Source organism: Enterococcus sp. DIV0800 (genome assembly GCF_050559735.1).
GTDB classification, from domain to species: Bacteria; Bacillota; Bacilli; order Lactobacillales; family Enterococcaceae; genus Enterococcus_A; species Enterococcus_A devriesei.
In genome coordinates, this window is record NZ_CP187898.1 from 1,997,567 (window position 1) to 2,014,964 (window position 17,398).

The following is a 17,398-nucleotide window of genomic DNA, read 5'->3' on the forward strand; positions in this document are numbered from 1 at the left end:
ACCTGCCGCTATTAGGAAGGTTGGGGACAGTCTTTTTTGAATACTATTCAAAAAAAATTCAACTCGTGGTAAGATGAATTCTAAATAACATTTCATTTATTTTTAATCAAATTCATAGAAGTGGGTGAGCTTATGTTGCTGTTAGGGTCAGCGGTGAACTGTTTGGCGATCATCGCCGGAAGTTTTTCAGGGATTGTTTTGCGAAATATCACGGAGCAAACAAAAGATACCGTGACAAAAGGGATTTCTTTGGGAGTCATTGCTTTGGCGATTCAAATGTCGCTGCAAGCCAGCTCCTTTATTATTATCATCATCAGTATTTGTTTAGGCGGAATGATTGGCGAGTTTTTAAAAATCGAGGACTCCATGACACGCTTAGGATTATTTTTGGAAAATCGCTTTGCCCGTGGCAATAGTAATTTTGCGGAAGGATTTGTAACCGCGACGTTGATCTATGTGATCGGTTCGATGGGGATCATTGGGGCGATCGAAAGCGGCGTGAGCGGCAATCATCAGACTTTATTTACTAAAGCGGTGATGGATGGCTTCATGTCTATCATGCTGACAGCTTCATTAGGGATCGGCGTACTTTTTTCAGCTTTTCCAGTTTTGATTTATCAAGGCGCGATCACCATCTTCGCCAGTTTCATCGTCCGTTATTTGCCCCCAGAATTATTAGACAGCCTGATGAATGAGATCAGTGCGATCGGCGGTTTAATGATTTTAGCGATCGGATTGAACGTCATGAAGCTGACGAAAATCCGCGTCTCAAATTATTTGCCGGGGATTCTCGTCTTAATCATCATCATGGTAGTCCAATACTTTTACTTTTAATCAGCAAGGGAGTTGATTCTTTTTGCTAAATAATACTTTGTCGTTCCTACCATAGGCACATCTGCTATCTTACCAAAGACCTCATAGCCCTGCTTCAAATAAAAGTCCAACGCTTGATACGCCTTGGTAGTCAAAGTAATCGTCTTCAATCCTTTTTCGACTGCTTGCTTTTCGATGGCCCGCATCAGCTCCGATCCAATTCCCAGCTTTTGAAAGCGGGCATCCACGCCTAATAAAGAAATGTACAGCGTGTCATATTGATACCTGCCAACGATCCCACCAGCTAATTGATCCTCCACCCAAGCAGTCAAGACTAATGGCTGCTCTGTTGATTCTGCTAAGCCATCAGAAAATTCTGCGTCATGCTGCTGCTTAAAAACGTCATCTAGAAAAGGAACTAACTCCTCTTTCACACTTTTTTTAATTTCCACTTTTCTCACCTCATAACTATTTTAAAACAATTCTGCATTGAAAAGTGATTTAAATGAAAACGTCAGAAAATATTTATGAGAAATCTATCACGTTGCTTTTTTGCTATTAAATTAATTTATACTTATTAGCAGGAAATGTAATCGCTTTCACAAGAGAGTCTTCAACTTTAAAAGGGGGAGTAACAAATGTCCGACAAAAAGATCCGCTGGTTCACCGTTTCAATGATCGCTTTTAGTATGGTTTGGGGTTTTGGGAATGTCGTTAACAACTACGCCCAGCAAGGAATCTCTGTCGTGGTCTCTTGGATATTGATCATGTTGTTGTATTTTATTCCTTATGCCTTGATCGTCGGTCAGCTAGGTTCTACTTTTAAAAACAGCTCTGGCGGAGTCAGTTCGTGGGTCAAGGAAACTACTGGCAAACGCAAAGTCGCCTATTATGCAGCTTGGACGTATTGGGTCGTTCACATTACCTATCTCGCGCAAAAACCACAATCTGTTTTGATCGCTCTTGGCTGGGTTTTCAGAGGCAACGGCGATGTCGCTACGAACATGAGCGTTCAAATCGTCGCACTTATCTCACTAGTTATCTTCTTGCTTTTTCTCTTTTTGTCTACCAAAGGGTTAACTACTCTGAAAGTCATTGGAAGTGTTGCTGGCTCCGGTATGTTGATCATGTCGATCCTATTTATTATTTTAGCCGTCGCTGTTCCTACGATGGACCCTTCATTCAAAATGGCCACACCCGACATGGGAAATCTAAAGACCTACATTCCCAAATTTGATCTTGGTTATTTCGCTACCATCTCGATGCTCGTCTTCGCAGTGGGCGGTGCCGAAAAAATCTCACCTTATGTAAACGCCATCGATCATCCAACTAAAAATTTTCCTAAAGCCATGATCTTTATGGCTACAATGATCGGCATCAGCGCCGTGCTAGGCTCAGTCGCAATGGGAATGCTCTTTAACAGCAACCATATTCCCGAGGATCTAATGGCAAACGGAGCTTATAGTGCCTTTCAAATTTTAGGCAATCATCTAGGCGTGGGCAATTTCTTAATGATCGTTTATGGTTTAGCTCAAACCGCGGTGCAATCCTCCGCTCTGGCCTTTTCCATCGATGCACCGTTAAAAATATTGTTATCCGACGCGGATCCAGAATTTGTTCCGCAATGGCTGCGAAAAAGAAACAGAAAAGGAACACTAGTTAACGGCTATTTACTAACAGGAATTTTAGTCAGCATTATTATTATTTTACCGATCGCCGGCATCAAAAGCATGAGTATCCTCGTGCAGTGGCTGACCAATCTAAACTCGATCGTCATGCCAATGCGTTATATCTGGGTCTTCTTTGCTTATATGATGCTGAATCTCCAAATCAAAAAATTTCATTCAGAATACAAATTTATTAAAAATCCGAAGCTGGGGTTTGCTGTCGGTTTCTGGTGTTTCGCCTTCACTATCTTGGCTTGTATTTTAGGCATGCTGCCTAAGATCGATTACGCAGCCGATCCAAGTTCATGGCTCTTCCAATTGATCTCGAATATCGCCACACCAATCATCTTGATTTTACTAGGAACGATTCTACCGATGATCGCCAAAAAAGAGCAGCAGCAATTAAATTGAAAATGAGTAAACGAAGTGTACCCTTCACGAAAGTCCGTTAGACCTCTCGTGAAGGGCACCTGTTTGCGCTTTTTATTTTGCTTTTTCAAGTGCTATAGGTGAATCGCCAATTACCCACGTTTTCGCTACACGCTGTTCTTCAATCATTTGTGCGTACCAACCCTTTTGCTGGCACAATTCTTGATGAGTACCTTTTTCACGGATCTCGCCATCAGCTAAAACAATGATTTGATCCGCGTTGATAATCGTGTTCAAACGATGGGCGATTACCACGACCGTTTTATGTTCCATCAACTTATCCAACGCTTGATTGATTTCTTTTTCATTGTCCGCGTCTAAGCTTGAAGTCGATTCATCCAGTAAAACGACCGGCGCATCCTTTAATAAAGCGCGAGCAATCGAAACCCGCTGTTTCTCACCGCCAGAAAGGGTTGAGCCCCCTTCTCCCACTACGGTGTCGTAGCCATTTTCCATTTGCATAATGAACTCATGGCAGTTGGCTAAGCGACTAGCCTTGACGACTTCTTCCATCGATGCGTTAGGCTTGGCTAAACGAATATTATTTAAGATCGTATCGTTAAATAAATACACATCTTGGAACACACAAGTAATCTCTTCCGTCAATCCATCTGGACGAATCTCGCGGATCGTTTTACCACCCATTTTGATCTGCCCTTGAGTCACATCCCAGAAACGAGAGATCAAGCTGATTACTGTTGATTTCCCTGAACCAGAGGGGCCAACTAACGCCGTTGTTTTCCCATCTGCCACGGTAAATGAAAGGTTCTTCAAGACCGGCACATCGTTTTCGTAGCTAAAGGAGACATCTTCAAAAACAATTTCATGATCTCCGCCGTTAAAACGTTCTTGATTGTACGGCAGCGGCTGCGTGGCAAAAATTTGGCGCAGGTTATCTGCTGATTTGGATAAATATTTCAATTCAGGATAAAGCATCCCAATCGTCATCAGCTGGCTCGACGTAGAGACACTTAACATCAACACCGCGATATATTGCTCCGGTGAAGAATTTCCTTGCATCAGCAGGTTCGTGCCCCAAATCAACGCTACCGGGATCATTAAGGAGACGATCGTTGAAAAGACCATCACATAAGGCATCATAGAAAGCTCTACCCGGATCGAAGACTTTTTGAATTCATGGAACGAGCGATCCAAACGCTCAAATTTTGTCCCCGTCAATTGATACAGTCGAAAGGTTTTGATGCCGTTGATGTATTCCACCACACGCGAGATGACTGCGTTCATTTTCACTCGATGCTCTGGTGCGATCTTGTGGCCAACAGAGCCGCCTTTAATCATTAAAGGCAACGCCACTAAAATCATTACCACCATCACGCCGGCAAACCGAAAATCAATCACTAACGCCGCCAACATACACACCGTAACACTAAACAAGGCCTTAACGAAATCGGTTAAGTGATGCGTCAGCACCTGTTCAAAATCCGCAATATCCGTTGAAAAGTAGCTCGTTAATTTCCCGACACTATTTTGATTAAAGTAACCAGAATTCAGTCCGCGAACATGTTCCGCTAACCGAAGACGCAGGTCCGTCGCGATCACTGAGCCATTCAGCTGCAACGAACGGAAACTGTAACGGGCTAACAAAGAACGAATTACAAAAACCACGGCTAAAATTGCCAGTCCGATAAAAAAGAAGCGCTCCGTAAATTCATTTCGGATCAAGGTAACGATACTCATAATCATGACGGAATAAAAAATCATATTTAAAAACGCATCTAAAATCGCTAGTAAAATCGGTAAATAAAGCAGTTTGATCTTCGTCCCCACCACTGCTTGGATATTTCGAATCACACTCGTCATAAGCTTCCTCCTTCTTCATTTCCCAAAAACGTTCCTTACTCTTCTGCATAGATTTTCCATAATTTGCTGTAAGTACCGTTTCTCCGCACCAGCTCCTCATGGGTTCCCCGCTCAACGATTCGCCCTTGATCAAAGACACAAATCTGATCCGCATGTTTGATCGTATTCAAACGATGTGCGATCATGATCGTCGTTTTATTTTGTAGCAATTCATTTAGCGCCAATTGAATCTTGCGTTCATTTTCAATATCCGTAAAGCTCGTCGCCTCATCAAAAATCACCACCGGCGCATCTTTCAAGATCGCACGAGCAATACAGATTCGTTGTTTTTCGCCGCCAGACATTTTGACACCGGATTCACCCATCACCGTGTCGTAGCCCGCTGGCAGACTCATGATAAATTCGTGAATTTGAGCAGCCTTAGCTGCCGCGTGAATTTCGGCTTCTGTCGCTTGGTCCTTGCCTACCGCGATATTCATACGGATCGTATCGCTTAGCATAAAGGCATCTTGAAAAACAAAACTCATGGCTTGCATCAAAGCAGCTTCGCTAAAATTTTCAACCGGTTGATTATTCAACAAAATTTTTCCTTGTTGAATATCCCAAAAACGTGGCACTAGCTGAGCTGTGGTAGATTTTCCTGAGCCAGAGACTCCGACAAAGGCAGTCAAACTGTTGGCTGGCACCTCTAGCGAAACATCATGCAGCACTTCATCCTCTTCATAAGAAAAATGCACGTGATCAAAACGAATCGCCACGTCAGCCAGCTTATCCACCGTAGATCCGAAGGTTTGCTGCGGCAGATCCATAATACTTTTGATTTTCTCTGTTCCTGTTAAAATTTGAGAAATCGCCATCGCAAATCCGCTTAAGCTTTTCAAAGAAGAAAGGAACACGATGCTCATTACTAAGAAAAATAAAAACGTCGGCAAATCCACTGCACCTCGTAAATACAACCAACCACCTGCCGGAAAACTAAATAACAAGCCCGACTCGATCAAAATCATAAACATCCCGTAAGGCCAAGCCTGTGCCTTGGTACATTCCGTCCACATTTCGTGGTATTCCTCGACAGTCGAAGAATATTGTTTGAAGCCTTTTGCTGTAACATTAAATGACTTCATGACATTCATCCCATTGATAAATTGCATGATAGAAGAATTCAGTTGTCCGACTAATTTATGATACCAGCTCATGTATTGGCTGCTGCTACGCATACCGATCATTAAAATAGCTGCACCGATCACAATCGGTAGCAATAAACACAAGGCCAATGGAACACTCAGCGTACAAAGATAACCAAACATTAATAACGGAACCGTAATTGCTTTGGCTAAATCTGGTACTTGGTGGGCCAGCATCGTTTCAATTCGTTCTGTGTCCTCGATGATCGTCTTTTTCAATTTCCCCGAAGTTGTCTTTGTAAAAAAACCTAAATGCAACGTTGCGATATGAGCACTTAAACGACTGCGAATCTCATACAACGTATTAAAAGCACCAATGTGTGACAAACTGCCGCTTAATAACATCATGACGAATTTTATAACGATCGCAATTCCCGCATAGGTCGCATAACGCATCGCCAGATCCATATTAGGCTGTTCACCGAATAAAAATAATAAGACGCGATACAGCATCACCAAAGGAACAAAATCCATAATGCCGGAAATAATACTAAAAAAAGCGGAAGCTGCTAACAACAAACTTGATTTTCCCGCCAAACGAAATAAATAGCTAACACTCGTCTTTTCCATAAGCTCCTCCTCTTCCCCATCTAATTGATAACCGTTCTCAATTATCTACGAATTATTACACACGTTATCCATTAAGTAAAGCTTATTTTTTGACTTTCATTCATTTTTCTGAATCTTTTTGGCGATTTCGTTGTAGTAACGATTTCTTTTTTCTTTGTGTATACTTAAGAGCAAAGGATTAGACGAAAGGATTTTTTTGATGAACGAATACCTTGATGAGTTAAGAGAGTTTTGGGATGATTTTGCGGAAGATTATGAACAAATTCAACAAGAATCTAGTTTTCCCATAGCAGAAGATCTAACAGCTTTTTTGATCAGCGAAAAAATCTTTCCCTGTCAGACTTTTTTAGACTTAGCTGGCGGTACTGGCCGTTATTTATCTAGTTTTCAACAGCAGGTTGAAAATTATACCCTGGTCGATATTTCGGAGCAGATGTTGCACTATGCGAAAAATAAGGCGGCAGAAAATGTTTTGTTAATCAAACAGTCGCAAGAAGCTTTTTTAACTCAAAGCAATACCCGATTTGACGTCGTTTTTTCGGCGATGAATCCCGCTTTGAAAACAAGTCGTGACTTGACTGCTTTGCAGCGTATCAGTCGGAATTGGTGCCTGCTTTTTCGTGCGATCCAAGAGGAAGACACACTCTTCTCACCTTACGAAGCAGCAAATCCTGATTTGTTATTGAATCAGCAGTATAAAACATTTTTGCAGGCTGAAAAGATTCCCTACAAAATTAAACAATTTTCCTACAAAAAAAGCGAAGACGTGAATCGTGAATTTTTCCAAGCTTATTTCGAAGATGATTTTCCTGCGGCAGAGCTGGCTATGATGATCGAAAAGACTTTTGGTGACGCACCGCAAAAAAATAATGAAAGCCGGCTTACTTTTGAATTGATTTATTTTCAAGTCCCAAAGGCTTATAATGAGAGCGGCTTATAACAATAAGGGGGAAGAATGATGGAAGAAAAAACATTTCAACGAATCAAAGAATTAACCCAGCTGCAAGGAACCAGCGGCTTTGAGGAAGATATTCGGACTTATCTGCGAAGCGCGATGACTCCATTAGTTGACGAAGTCCAACAAGACAGGCTTGGTGGGATTTTTGGCTTGAAAAATGCACCGGAGGATAAACCACGTGTGATGGTCGCAGCCCATATGGATGAAGTTGGCTTTATGCTGACAGAAATTACTCCGCGAGGCTTATTCAAAGTCGTACCTTTAGGTGGTTGGAATCCTTACGTTGTTTCAGCGCAACGCTTTACTTTAAAAACCGGCAAAGGCAATTATCCTTGTATCTCCTCTTCCGTACCGCCTCATCTATTACGCGGAACTAGTGGACAAGGTCAAGTTAAAGTGGAAGATATTTTATTCGATGCCGGCTTTGAATCAAAAGAGGAAGCGCTAGCCTTTGGCATTTTACCAGGCGATACGATCGTTCCACAAACAGAGACTGTAAAAACCGCCAATGGCAAAAATATTATCAGTAAAGCCTGGGACAATCGCTACGGCTGCACCGTTGTCTTGGAAGCCTTAGAAGCCCTGCAAAAAGAAACATTAGATTATACGCTGATCGCTGGTGCCAACGTGCAAGAAGAAGTTGGTCTGCGAGGAGCCAAACCTGCCGTAACAAAATTCCAGCCTGATTTATTCTTTGCAGTAGATTGCTCCGCCGCTGATGATCTAGTGACTACTAATGGCACCTTTGGACATTTAGGCGAAGGGACCCTCTTACGAATCCAAGATCCCGGTATGATTCTTTTACCACGGCTGCGGGAATATTTATTAGACACGGCGGAAACCCATAATATCCCTTATCAATACTTTGTTTCAAAAGGCGGCACAGACGCTGGCGCCGCTCATACTGCAAACGAAGGCGTTCCAAGTACGGTAATCGGTGTGTGCGGACGTTATATCCATACCCATCAAACGATGTTCAGCATCGCCGACTTTGATGCCGCACGAGAAATGCTGATCCAAGTATTGAAAGGGTTAGACGAAAGTACCATCAAAACAATTATCGCCGGAAAATAATTGCTTAATAAAAATTAAATAACTTGCTAAAATGATGATTATCAAGCTTTTACTAACTCATTTAATAATAATATTCTTTTTAGTAAACATTTTTCTTGCAATCAAAAGTTATTTCCGTTAGGATTTAAACATATTAATAACTCCTTAGGGGAGTAACCGGCAACAATGTTGTTGTGATATCAACAGTAAGTCAACCAGCAATGGTTTTCTGGTATCGTATGAAATGGTGAGACCTAAGACAAGTTTAAACACTTGCCTTAGGTCTCTTTTTGCGAGTTCTACTTCTTGCTTTAGCAAGATTAGTAGAATCGTAAGCGTAGTGAGATTCATATTATTTTTTGCTCTTTGAAAAATAATTTCCTTACTACAAGCTAGCTGTCAGTTCACCTTTTCGCAGTTTAATAAATTACGAAACAAGTTTTGCTTTATTAAACTAGAATATTAAACGTCATGTTTAGTTGAATGATAGACGCACGAAAATAAACTCATTTTTTCGTCATTGGAAAAAATGAGTTCCTAAGCCATGAGTTAGCTGCGAGCCTACTTCTTGCTTTAGCAAGATTAGTAGAATCGTAGGCGTACGAGGTTAAATCAAAAAAATTGGAGGATATAAATTGACAAAACAAGTTTACCAACAAGAAACAGAGGAATTAATGAAGGACCTCAAGGCTGCACCAGAAGGTTTAAGCCAAACCGAAGCGCAACAGCGCCTACAAGAAAATGGCCCGAATCAATTAAAAGAAGCAAAGAAAAAAACAACACTGAGTTTATTTTTGGAAACCTTCAAAGACGCAATGGTCGTCGTCCTGTTGATCGTTGCGGTTGTCCAAATGGTGATGGGGGCTCACGTTGAATCCATCGTGATTTTCGCCGTCTTGTTACTGAACTCAGTCGTTAGTGTGATTCAAACAAAAAAAGCGGAGGGTTCATTAGACGCTTTGAAAAAGCTTTCTGCCCCAGACGCCAGTGTTTTACGCGGCGGGCAAGAGCAAAGTATCCCAGCTAAAGAAATCGTAACTGGTGACATCGTCATTTTAGAGGCTGGCGATTATGTCCCGGCGGACGGTCGCTTACTTGAAGAAGGTTCGTTGAAAGTTGACGAAGGCATGCTGACTGGTGAATCAACACCGGCAGAAAAAGAGATCACAATCTTGACTTCTGACGTTCCTGTTGGTGATCGACTTAACATGGTTTTCAGTGGAACGATCGTCACATATGGTCGTGGAAGATTTTTAGTGACTGCGACTGGGGCTGAGACTGAGATCGGTCAAGTCGCCGGTTTATTGGAATCAACCACTGAACAAAAAACACCACTGCAACGCGGCTTGGATCGTTTCAGTAAGAAATTAAGTATCGCGATCTTGATTTTATCGATTGTGATTTTAGGCGTTCAACTACTGCGGGTCTTTTTAGAAGGTTCGGCGGATATGACCCAAGACATCGTTAATGCCTTTATGTTTGCCGTAGCGGTGGCAGTTGCAGCGATTCCTGAAGCGCTGCAATCAATCGTGACCATCGTCCTTTCATTAGGCACCAAAAAAATGGCAAAGCAACACGCGATCATCCGTAAACTGCCAGCCGTTGAAACATTGGGCTCCACCAGTATTATTTGTACCGACAAGACCGGTACATTGACTCAAAATAAAATGACCGTAGTCGATCATTTCTTAGCGGATGGTCAAAGCGGTGAATTTTCAAAAGATCCGAAAAACTGGGAAGCTGATGAACAACGTTTGATCGAGATCAGCGTTTTGGCTAATGATGCCACCATCAGTGAAGATGGAACAAAATTAGGCGATCCTACCGAGATTGCTTTGATCGACTATAGCGAAAAGCAAAATCAATCTTATCGTGAATTGCGTAAAAGATCGCCGCGAGAAGCGGAACTGCCTTTTGATTCTGATCGCAAATTGATGTCGACGCTCCATACCATTGATCAAAAACGAACCATGGTTACTAAAGGCGGTCCAGATATCGTCTTTGAACGTAGCTCGAAAGTTTTATTAGATGGTGCGGTTGTTGAATTCACTCCAGAACTGAAGACTCGTTTCCAAAAGCAAAATGAAGATTTTTCTAAACGAGCACTGCGAGTATTAGCGTTTGCTTATAAGGAAGTAACTGCGAATGAGTTAACGTTAGAAGATGAAAATGAGCTAGTTTTAGTCGGCCTATTGGCTATGATCGATCCGCCGCGGGAAGAGGTTTTCCAAGCGGTTGCTGATGCCAAATCAGCCGGTATCCAAACGGTTATGATCACCGGTGACCACAAGACGACTGCTGTGGCGATCGCTCAAGAAATCGGTATTTTTGAAAAGGGCGACATGGCATTGACAGGTGCTGAATTGGATCAATTAAGCGAAACTGAACTGACTGAGCAATTAGAACAAATTACGGTTTATGCTCGCGTTTCGCCAGAGAATAAAATCCGAATCGTTCGCGCGTGGCAAGACAAAGGAAAGATTTCTGCCATGACGGGAGATGGTGTCAATGATGCGCCAGCTTTGAAACAGGCGGATATTGGGATTGCGATGGGAACCGGAACCGATGTTGCCAAAGATGCGGCAGCGATGGTTTTAACCGATGATAACTTTGCTTCGATCATCAAAGCTGTCGAAGTCGGACGAAATGTTTTTGACAATATCAAAAAGGCGGTTGCCTATCTGTTTGCTGGTAACTTAGGGGCCATCATTGCTATCATCTTCGCCTTAGCGATTGGTTGGGCGAACCCCTTCACGGCTTTACAATTACTCTTTATCAACTTAGTCAACGACTCGCTGCCAGCCATCGCATTAGGAATGGAAAAAGCCGAGCCAACGATCATGCAGCGTCAGCCTCGTGATCCCGATAGTGGTATCTTCACTGGTAAAACGTTGATTTCGGTGACCTACCGGGGGATCTTGATCGCGTTAGCCGTGATTGTCGCTCAATGGCTAGGCAATCAACAATCTGCTGAAATTGGTGTCGCGATGGCTTTCACTACCTTGATTTTAAGCCGAACTCTACAAACATTTGCGGCTCGTTCGAATACTCAAACCTCGATCCAAGCAGGGCTCTTTAGCAATAAGATGGTCTTATTGGCGATCGTGGTCTGTGGCGGACTGTTCAGCTTGACACTGTTACCAGGATTGCGTGAAGTCTTCGCGATTCCCGCTGCCTTTGCTTTAAAAGACATTGGTTTAGCGTTAGCCTTAGCAGCTACGGCGGTTCTATTGATGGAGATTACTAAATTGATTTTAGTTAAAGTTCAAGAACCAAAAACAAAAGCAGAATTAAATAAAAACTAAGCAACATACTAAAAGGCAGCGCCGGATTAATCGGCGCTGCCTTTTTTTTTATAAGAATTGTTGCAAATAGCGTTGGATTCGAGGATTCTCACTGGCGAAGAAAGACTGGCTGCTGCCATCAAAGGTCACCTGTCCATCTTCTAGAAAAACAATCCGATCCGCGACTTTACGAGCAAACTCTAAGTGATGGGTCACTACGATTTGTCCATTACCGGATTCCGCCAAATCTTTGATCACCTGCAGTACTTCTTGAGCTAACTCTGGGTCTAAAGCACTCGTTGGCTCATCATACAACATGAACTGCGGTTCCATTGCTAATGCTCTTGCGATTGCCACCCGCTGCATCTGCCCGCCGGATAATTGTTTTGGATGTTCTGCGGCTTTATCTAACAATCCAACCTTAGCCAACAACTTCTCTGCTTGCTCCCGCGCTTGTGCTTTCGCTATTTTTTTCACCTGTATTGGGCCTTCCATGACGTTTTGAATCACCGTCAAGTGGGGAAAAAGGTTGTACGCCTGAAAAACGATACTAAAATGACCGCGGTAGTCCTTTAATTGGCGAAATGCAAGGTTTTGCTGCGGAAAGGTCAGTTTGTCCTGATCGATTTCAATCGTGCCACTGTCTGGTGTCTCTAATAAATCGATCGACCGCAACAAGGTGCTTTTACCTGACCCAGATGGTCCTAGAATAACCGTTGTCTCCCCCGGTTGGAAAATCAAATTAATCTCTTTTAAGACTTGATTGCCATCAAAGCTTTTGTTTAATTTTTCAATTGTTAACATTGAACTTCCTCCTAATAGACCATCCGTTTTTCAAGCACGGACTGCAAATAATTCAAGAAGGTACAAAAAGCTAAATAATAGACTGCCACCATGCTGTAAAGCAGCAATGGCTCGTAGGTCCGTGCGGCGATTCGCTGAGCTGTCATGAAAATCTCCACAATCGTTATACTAGCAGCTAACGAGGTGTCCTTAACGAGACTAACAAAGTTATTCGACAACGGTGGCAAGGCGATTTTAAAAGCTTGTGGTGCGATGATCCGATACAAAATCTGCCAACGGCTCATCCCTAATGACGCCGCCGATTCGTATTGCCCTTGAGGGATGGCTAATAAAGCGGAACGAATATTTTCAGAAGCATAAGCGCCGGTATTTAATGAAAAGGTCAAAATCGCGGCTGCCCACGCGTCCATTTGGATACCGACTGACGGCAGTCCAAAGAAAACGATAAACAGTTGAACTAGTAACGGCGTTCCGCGAAAGATCCACACATATAAAAAGAAAAATCCGTTGAGTAGACGATTTTTTGAAATCCGAGCTAAAGCGGTGATCAACGCTAAGACCATCCCTAAAGCAAAAGAGATCAAGGTCAAAGGAATCGTCATTTTTAGCAATGCCCAAAACAACGGTAGCGCTGAGCTTTGAATAATATCTAGCATTCGTTCCATATTAATTACTCCTTCAATCTCTATTTAGAAATATCTTTCTTAAAGTACTTTTCTGACAGCTTTGTCAAGGTGCCGTCTGCTTCTAATTCTTTGATAGCTTTATCCACTTTTTCGGCTAATTTTTCATCGCCTTTATGAAACATTGCTGCAACTTCGGTCGCTTCATTAGAAGTCTTAACGATTTTGATTGACGCATCAGGCTTTTGATTCAAATAATCGTAATACGTCACGTCATCGTTCAAGGTAGCATCCGCGCGCTTGTCGCTGACTAATTCCACCGCTTTACTGAAGCCGTCGACGCTAGAAATCTCCGCTCCTAAGCCTTCCGCCATTTCCGCATAGTTACTAGTCAATGACTGTGCCGCAGTCTTGCCCTTCAAATCTGAGAAATCCTTGATACTGTCGTTGTCCTTATTAACGATCAACGCAGGATGCGAGACTGAATAGGGGGTACTGAACAAATATTTCTCCTTACGTTCAGGGGTGATCGCTACTTGGTTAAATACCACATCCGTCTTCTTCGCGTCAAAGGCGGCTAACATCGAATCCCATGGCGCTTCAACAAATTTTACTTTATAATCTATTTTTTTCGCGACCGCTTTGGCCACATCAACATCATAGCCGGTTAATTTGTCATTCTCATCACGAAAAGAAAATGGCGAATAGGTTCCTTCTGTCCCGACCCGTAAGACCTTTTCAGCGCTTGAGCTGGCGGCTCCGATGTCTTTTGACTGGCAACCGGCTAGAAATAGGACGCCCACGACTAACAAGCTAGCAACGGCAATAATTGATTTTTTCATTTTATTTTTCCTCCAATGCATGGTCCAAATCATTTTGTAAGTCCGTTAATTCTTCGATTCCCACTGACAAGCGAATCAAGCCGTCTTTGATACCCGCAGCTGTTCGTTGCTCCTTAGGAATCGACGCATGAGTCATAACGGCTGGTACTTCAATCAAACTTTCAACGCCACCTAAACTTTCCGCTAACGTGATGATCTGCAAGGATTCAACAAAATTCGCTACTTTACTTTCATCTACCAATTCAAAGGCGACCATTCCCCCGAAGCCCTTCATTTGCTTGGCAGCAATCGCGTGCCCTGGATGATCTGCTAAGCCGGGATAATAGACGGTTGCGACCGCTGGATGCTTGGTCAAAAATTCCGCCACCGCTGTCGCATTCTTTTGATGGGCTTCCATTCGTACGGCTAACGTTTTGATTCCTCGCTGCAATAGCCAGCTGTCTTGCGGACCTAAAATACCACCGATAGAATTTTGATAAAACCCAATTTTTTCTGCTAAAGCTTCATCATTCGTGGTCGCGAGCCCTGCGACTAAGTCACTGTGTCCGCCTAAATATTTGGTCCCGCTATGCAAAACGATATCCGCACCTAGCGCTAACGGCTGCTGTAAATAAGGCGTCGCGAAAGTATTGTCGACGATCGTCAATAGCTCATGGCTTTTGGCCCAAGCAGCACTTTTTTCTAGATCGATAATTTTTAATAAAGGATTGCTAGGTGATTCTAAATAAAGAGCCTTGGTATTCTCCGTTAACGCCGCTTCAAGCTGTGCTGAATCCTGCGCATCCACCATTGTGTAGCTTAACCCTAACGGCGCAAAAACCTTTTCCAGTAAACGGAAAGTCCCGCCATAAACATCGTCGCCTAAAATCAAATGATCGCCTGGTTGAAATAAGGATAAGGTCGCATGAATGGCTGCCAGTCCCGAAGCAAAAGCAAAGCCTTCCACACCGCCTTCAAGCTCAGCAATCAATTCTTCTAACGCCAAGCGAGTGGGATTACCTGAACGAGAATACTCAAAATCTCCTGGCTGCCCTAATTTTTTTTGCCGATAGGTCGAGGTTTGATAAATCGGCACACTGACAGCTCCCGTCAATGGATCTTCGCTAATTCCTCCGTGGATCATCTTGGTTGATAAATGCATGTTTTTTCCTCCTGATTGTTTGTTTTTTTAGCCTTTATCTTTTAAGCAACAACACATGGTAGTTCCTCCAATCTTATGTTTATCCTTTTTATTCTGCTGAGACACAAACCTTGCTCCAGCTGGGGTAGGCTTTTTCAAAATTTGAAAAAAGCTATTATTTTCGTACTTAATACGATTTTTTTATTATGCTAAAGCCTAAAGAAAAACTTGCAAAATCTGAAAAAGATCGCAAAAAAGAGGTGCAAGCTATTAAAGCTGCACCTCTTAGAATCGCCAAAATTAGAAGTTTTCTTCTTTTTCAAACGAGTTCAGAACAGTTAATAGACATGACAAATCAGTATGCTGCTTTTTTGCACCATACAACAACAAGCTGATTGAACTGTTTGAAGATTTTGTTTCGCCATGTTGTTTGTCATGTGTCCTGACCTCCTTAAAATGATTGAACTCAATTTAGCATTTCCAAAATGAGAAGTCAATCATTAGCTTCTCAAATATTTTTTAAAATAACTATTTCCAAAAACGCCTCAATTTTCCACAATCTTTGTTGAAAACATTTTTAACCCACAATATCCCTAAATTTAATAACGAAATATTTTTTAAAGTTGCAACACATCTGTTACCGAATAATATCCCGGTTCTTGCTGCGCCAAAAAAATGGCACAATCACAGGCACCTTTGGCAAAGCCCCGCCAGTCAGTGGAATGATGACTAATCTCCAAGCGTTCTCCAAAGCCGCCAAAGAAAACAGTATGACTGCTTGGAGTATCCCCCATCCGCAAAGAATGGTAACCAATCGTACCCGGCGTTCGTTCCCCGACTCCTTCACGTCCGTAAACAGCAAGATCTGTTAGCTCACCACCTAATTCGTGAGCGATCACTTCACCCATTTCTTTCGCTGTCCCACTAGGTGCATCCTTTTTCCAACGGTCATGCATTTCAACAATCTCGATATCGGTCTCTTCACCAATTGCCGCCGTTGTTAGCTGCAATAATTTATTCATGACATTGACTAATTTTGAAGTGTTGGCGGCGTATAAAACAGGGATATTCTCACTAGCCTCTCTGAACAAGGCTTTTTCCTCCGGTGTAAAGCCAGTCGTTCCGCAAACCAGCGCTTTATGGTGAGCCTGCGCTAAACGTAAGACGTCTAAGCCCATTTCCTTCGTTGAAAAATCAATGATCACGTCACAGGAATCAATTACTTCAGCCAACTCATCTACGATCGGCACAGCTAATGTCCGTCCAAAGGTCATTTGCCCAAGATCCCCACCGATGTACGATCGTCCTTGCGGGCCTACCCCCGCTACTAATTCTAATTCAGCGCTTTCATCCGCGACTTGAGTAATCAAGCGCCCCATTTTCCCCAATGGTCCTACTACAATCGTTTTGATCATAAGCTACCGCCTTTCTTTAACCCGTTTTCAATTTAGTTTAACACGAAAAAACACCCAAGAATTATTTCTTGAGCGTTTAGAAAAACATTCGTAAAAAGGACCATAAATAGCGAAGCAAGCGATATAAAATAAACAAGAGAAACAAATTACCAAAAATGAAACTGGCGGCATTGCCGGCACTGGCTCGCAAGTTACTCAACGTGAAACGCCGTAAAAAGCGCGGCATCGAGCTGTATCCATTACGTTTCAATCGGAATTTTTCCTCGTAGGTCAAGTCCAGCATATCGTAATAAACGATCTGCAAAGGCTCCCGTGAGAAAAAGGCCTTCGAAAAACCTACCATCAGCGTGTACTGCTTATTGTTAGACGGCAGATTGCGGACATTCTTTTTATTGATTCGCACATGTTCGTCATCCATCACATTGTAGCTGTATTCCTCTTCCTGAATCTGATGAATCCGTAATTCCGGTTGATTCTCAGCTAGGAAGCCTTGATAGATCGACACAAATTTTTGCTGTTGCAAATAAAGGTAGATCATCGCCGCGGCGAGTAGGATCATTAATAGGCTATTTAACAAAATCGTATCGCCAATGATCACAGTGTAAGACAAAATAATAACTAGTGCTACCCCGCAAAAAGTGAGCCGCTTTCGATAATATTTTTGGTACATAATTCGAATCGTCCGCTCGTAATAGTCAAAATCCGCTGCTGCAACATTCATCTCTTTTCCTCCTTTCGAATATTTATTTGTTCTTAGTATAACGGAGCGAAGAATAGATGTCAGTCTGTTTTGTTCATAAAGAATCATTTGACTC

15 protein-coding genes are annotated in these 17,398 nt (G+C 42.6%); 6 read left to right on the forward strand and 9 right to left on the reverse strand.

The window, feature by feature from the left end:
• The first annotated feature begins 132 nt into the window (after positions 1–132).
• On the forward strand, positions 133–834 hold the full coding sequence (locus IGI54_RS09730; protein ID WP_430620560.1) for a DUF554 domain-containing protein: 702 nt from the start codon (positions 133–135) through the stop codon (positions 832–834).
• On the opposite strand, the gene IGI54_RS09735 is transcribed toward IGI54_RS09730, so the two are convergent.
• A complete protein-coding gene (locus IGI54_RS09735; RefSeq protein WP_430620561.1) occupies positions 831–1,265 on the reverse strand; it encodes a GNAT family N-acetyltransferase in 435 nt (144 codons plus the stop codon). The two genes, IGI54_RS09730 and IGI54_RS09735, sit on opposite strands and share 4 nt — an antisense overlap.
• Positions 1,266–1,451: 186 nt before the next feature.
• Here IGI54_RS09735 and IGI54_RS09740 point away from each other — a divergent pair, with 186 nt between their 5' ends.
• Complete coding sequence (locus IGI54_RS09740; RefSeq protein ID WP_216428152.1) at positions 1,452–2,891, forward strand: APC family permease; 1,440 nt, start codon at positions 1,452–1,454, stop codon at positions 2,889–2,891.
• 72 nt (positions 2,892–2,963) lie between these two features.
• Here the strand turns inward: IGI54_RS09740 and IGI54_RS09745 are convergent, their stop codons facing one another.
• Entirely contained in the window at positions 2,964–4,730 is a 1,767-nt protein-coding gene (locus IGI54_RS09745) for an ABC transporter ATP-binding protein (protein WP_430620562.1), read from the reverse strand.
• A 35-nt stretch (positions 4,731–4,765) separates the two neighbouring features.
• Positions 4,766–6,484: an ABC transporter ATP-binding protein gene (locus tag IGI54_RS09750; RefSeq protein WP_430620563.1), complete on the reverse strand. Its 1,719-nt coding sequence runs from the start codon at positions 6,482–6,484 to the stop codon at positions 4,766–4,768.
• Positions 6,485–6,683: 199 nt separating this feature from the next.
• On the opposite strand from IGI54_RS09750, the gene IGI54_RS09755 reads away from it, so the two are divergent.
• The 3 genes from IGI54_RS09755 to IGI54_RS09765 all read left to right on the forward strand — a co-directional run bounded on the left by IGI54_RS09755 (position 6,684) and on the right by IGI54_RS09765 (position 11,800).
• Positions 6,684–7,424, forward strand: a complete 741-nt coding sequence (locus IGI54_RS09755) for a class I SAM-dependent methyltransferase (RefSeq protein WP_379945927.1) — start codon at positions 6,684–6,686, stop codon at positions 7,422–7,424.
• 18 nt (positions 7,425–7,442) lie between these two features.
• Positions 7,443–8,516: a glutamyl aminopeptidase gene (gene pepA, locus IGI54_RS09760; protein WP_430620564.1), complete on the forward strand. Its 1,074-nt coding sequence runs from the start codon at positions 7,443–7,445 to the stop codon at positions 8,514–8,516.
• A gap of 614 nt (positions 8,517–9,130) precedes the next feature.
• Positions 9,131–11,800: a cation-translocating P-type ATPase gene (locus IGI54_RS09765; RefSeq protein WP_430620565.1), complete on the forward strand. Its 2,670-nt coding sequence runs from the start codon at positions 9,131–9,133 to the stop codon at positions 11,798–11,800.
• 48 nt (positions 11,801–11,848) lie between these two features.
• On the opposite strand, the gene IGI54_RS09770 is transcribed toward IGI54_RS09765, so the two are convergent.
• From IGI54_RS09770 to IGI54_RS09785, 4 genes are read right to left on the reverse strand one after another with little or no spacing between them, the layout of a single operon-like run.
• Positions 11,849–12,583: an amino acid ABC transporter ATP-binding protein gene (locus IGI54_RS09770; RefSeq protein ID WP_430620566.1), complete on the reverse strand. Its 735-nt coding sequence runs from the start codon at positions 12,581–12,583 to the stop codon at positions 11,849–11,851.
• Between the two features lie 11 nt (positions 12,584–12,594).
• On the reverse strand, positions 12,595–13,248 hold the full coding sequence (locus tag IGI54_RS09775; RefSeq protein WP_430620567.1) for an amino acid ABC transporter permease: 654 nt from the start codon (positions 13,246–13,248) through the stop codon (positions 12,595–12,597).
• A gap of 20 nt (positions 13,249–13,268) precedes the next feature.
• The gene (locus IGI54_RS09780; RefSeq protein WP_430620568.1) at positions 13,269–14,048 is read right to left on the reverse strand and encodes an amino acid ABC transporter substrate-binding protein; all 780 of its coding nucleotides are present in this window, start codon (positions 14,046–14,048) and stop codon (positions 13,269–13,271) included.
• Between the two features lies 1 nt (position 14,049).
• The gene (locus IGI54_RS09785; RefSeq protein WP_430620569.1) at positions 14,050–15,189 is read right to left on the reverse strand and encodes a cystathionine gamma-synthase; all 1,140 of its coding nucleotides are present in this window, start codon (positions 15,187–15,189) and stop codon (positions 14,050–14,052) included.
• Between the two features lie 185 nt (positions 15,190–15,374).
• Between IGI54_RS09785 and IGI54_RS09790 the strand changes: the two genes are divergently transcribed.
• Positions 15,375–15,563, forward strand: a complete 189-nt coding sequence (locus IGI54_RS09790; protein ID WP_430620570.1) for a hypothetical protein — start codon at positions 15,375–15,377, stop codon at positions 15,561–15,563.
• A 222-nt stretch (positions 15,564–15,785) separates the two neighbouring features.
• On the opposite strand, the gene dapB is transcribed toward IGI54_RS09790, so the two are convergent.
• Together dapB and IGI54_RS09800 are read right to left on the reverse strand one after the other, a co-directional pair.
• Complete coding sequence (gene dapB / locus IGI54_RS09795) at positions 15,786–16,583, reverse strand: 4-hydroxy-tetrahydrodipicolinate reductase (RefSeq protein ID WP_430620571.1); 798 nt, start codon at positions 16,581–16,583, stop codon at positions 15,786–15,788.
• 76 nt (positions 16,584–16,659) lie between these two features.
• Complete coding sequence (locus IGI54_RS09800) at positions 16,660–17,304, reverse strand: hypothetical protein (protein ID WP_311901026.1); 645 nt, start codon at positions 17,302–17,304, stop codon at positions 16,660–16,662.
• Between the last annotated feature and the right edge of the window lie 94 nt (positions 17,305–17,398).

Bases quoted from the DNA above. Each gene is read 5' to 3' on its own strand.
- IGI54_RS09755 (WP_379945927.1), top strand. From the start codon at position 6,684: ATGAACGAATACCTTGATGAGTTAAGAGAGTTTTGGGATGATTTTGCG.
- IGI54_RS09790 (WP_430620570.1), top strand. From the start codon at position 15,375: ATGCTAAAGCCTAAAGAAAAACTTGCAAAATCTGAAAAAGATCGCAAA.
- dapB (WP_430620571.1), bottom strand. From the start codon at position 16,583: ATGATCAAAACGATTGTAGTAGGACCATTGGGGAAAATGGGGCGCTTG.
- IGI54_RS09740 (WP_216428152.1), top strand. From the start codon at position 1,452: ATGTCCGACAAAAAGATCCGCTGGTTCACCGTTTCAATGATCGCTTTT.
- IGI54_RS09785 (WP_430620569.1), bottom strand. From the start codon at position 15,189: ATGCATTTATCAACCAAGATGATCCACGGAGGAATTAGCGAAGATCCA.
- IGI54_RS09730 (WP_430620560.1), top strand. From the start codon at position 133: ATGTTGCTGTTAGGGTCAGCGGTGAACTGTTTGGCGATCATCGCCGGA.
- IGI54_RS09750 (WP_430620563.1), bottom strand. From the start codon at position 6,484: ATGGAAAAGACGAGTGTTAGCTATTTATTTCGTTTGGCGGGAAAATCA.
- IGI54_RS09800 (WP_311901026.1), bottom strand. From the start codon at position 17,304: ATGAATGTTGCAGCAGCGGATTTTGACTATTACGAGCGGACGATTCGA.
- IGI54_RS09745 (WP_430620562.1), bottom strand. From the start codon at position 4,730: ATGACGAGTGTGATTCGAAATATCCAAGCAGTGGTGGGGACGAAGATC.
- IGI54_RS09770 (WP_430620566.1), bottom strand. From the start codon at position 12,583: ATGTTAACAATTGAAAAATTAAACAAAAGCTTTGATGGCAATCAAGTC.
- pepA (WP_430620564.1), top strand. From the start codon at position 7,443: ATGGAAGAAAAAACATTTCAACGAATCAAAGAATTAACCCAGCTGCAA.
- IGI54_RS09775 (WP_430620567.1), bottom strand. From the start codon at position 13,248: ATGGAACGAATGCTAGATATTATTCAAAGCTCAGCGCTACCGTTGTTT.
- IGI54_RS09780 (WP_430620568.1), bottom strand. From the start codon at position 14,048: ATGAAAAAATCAATTATTGCCGTTGCTAGCTTGTTAGTCGTGGGCGTC.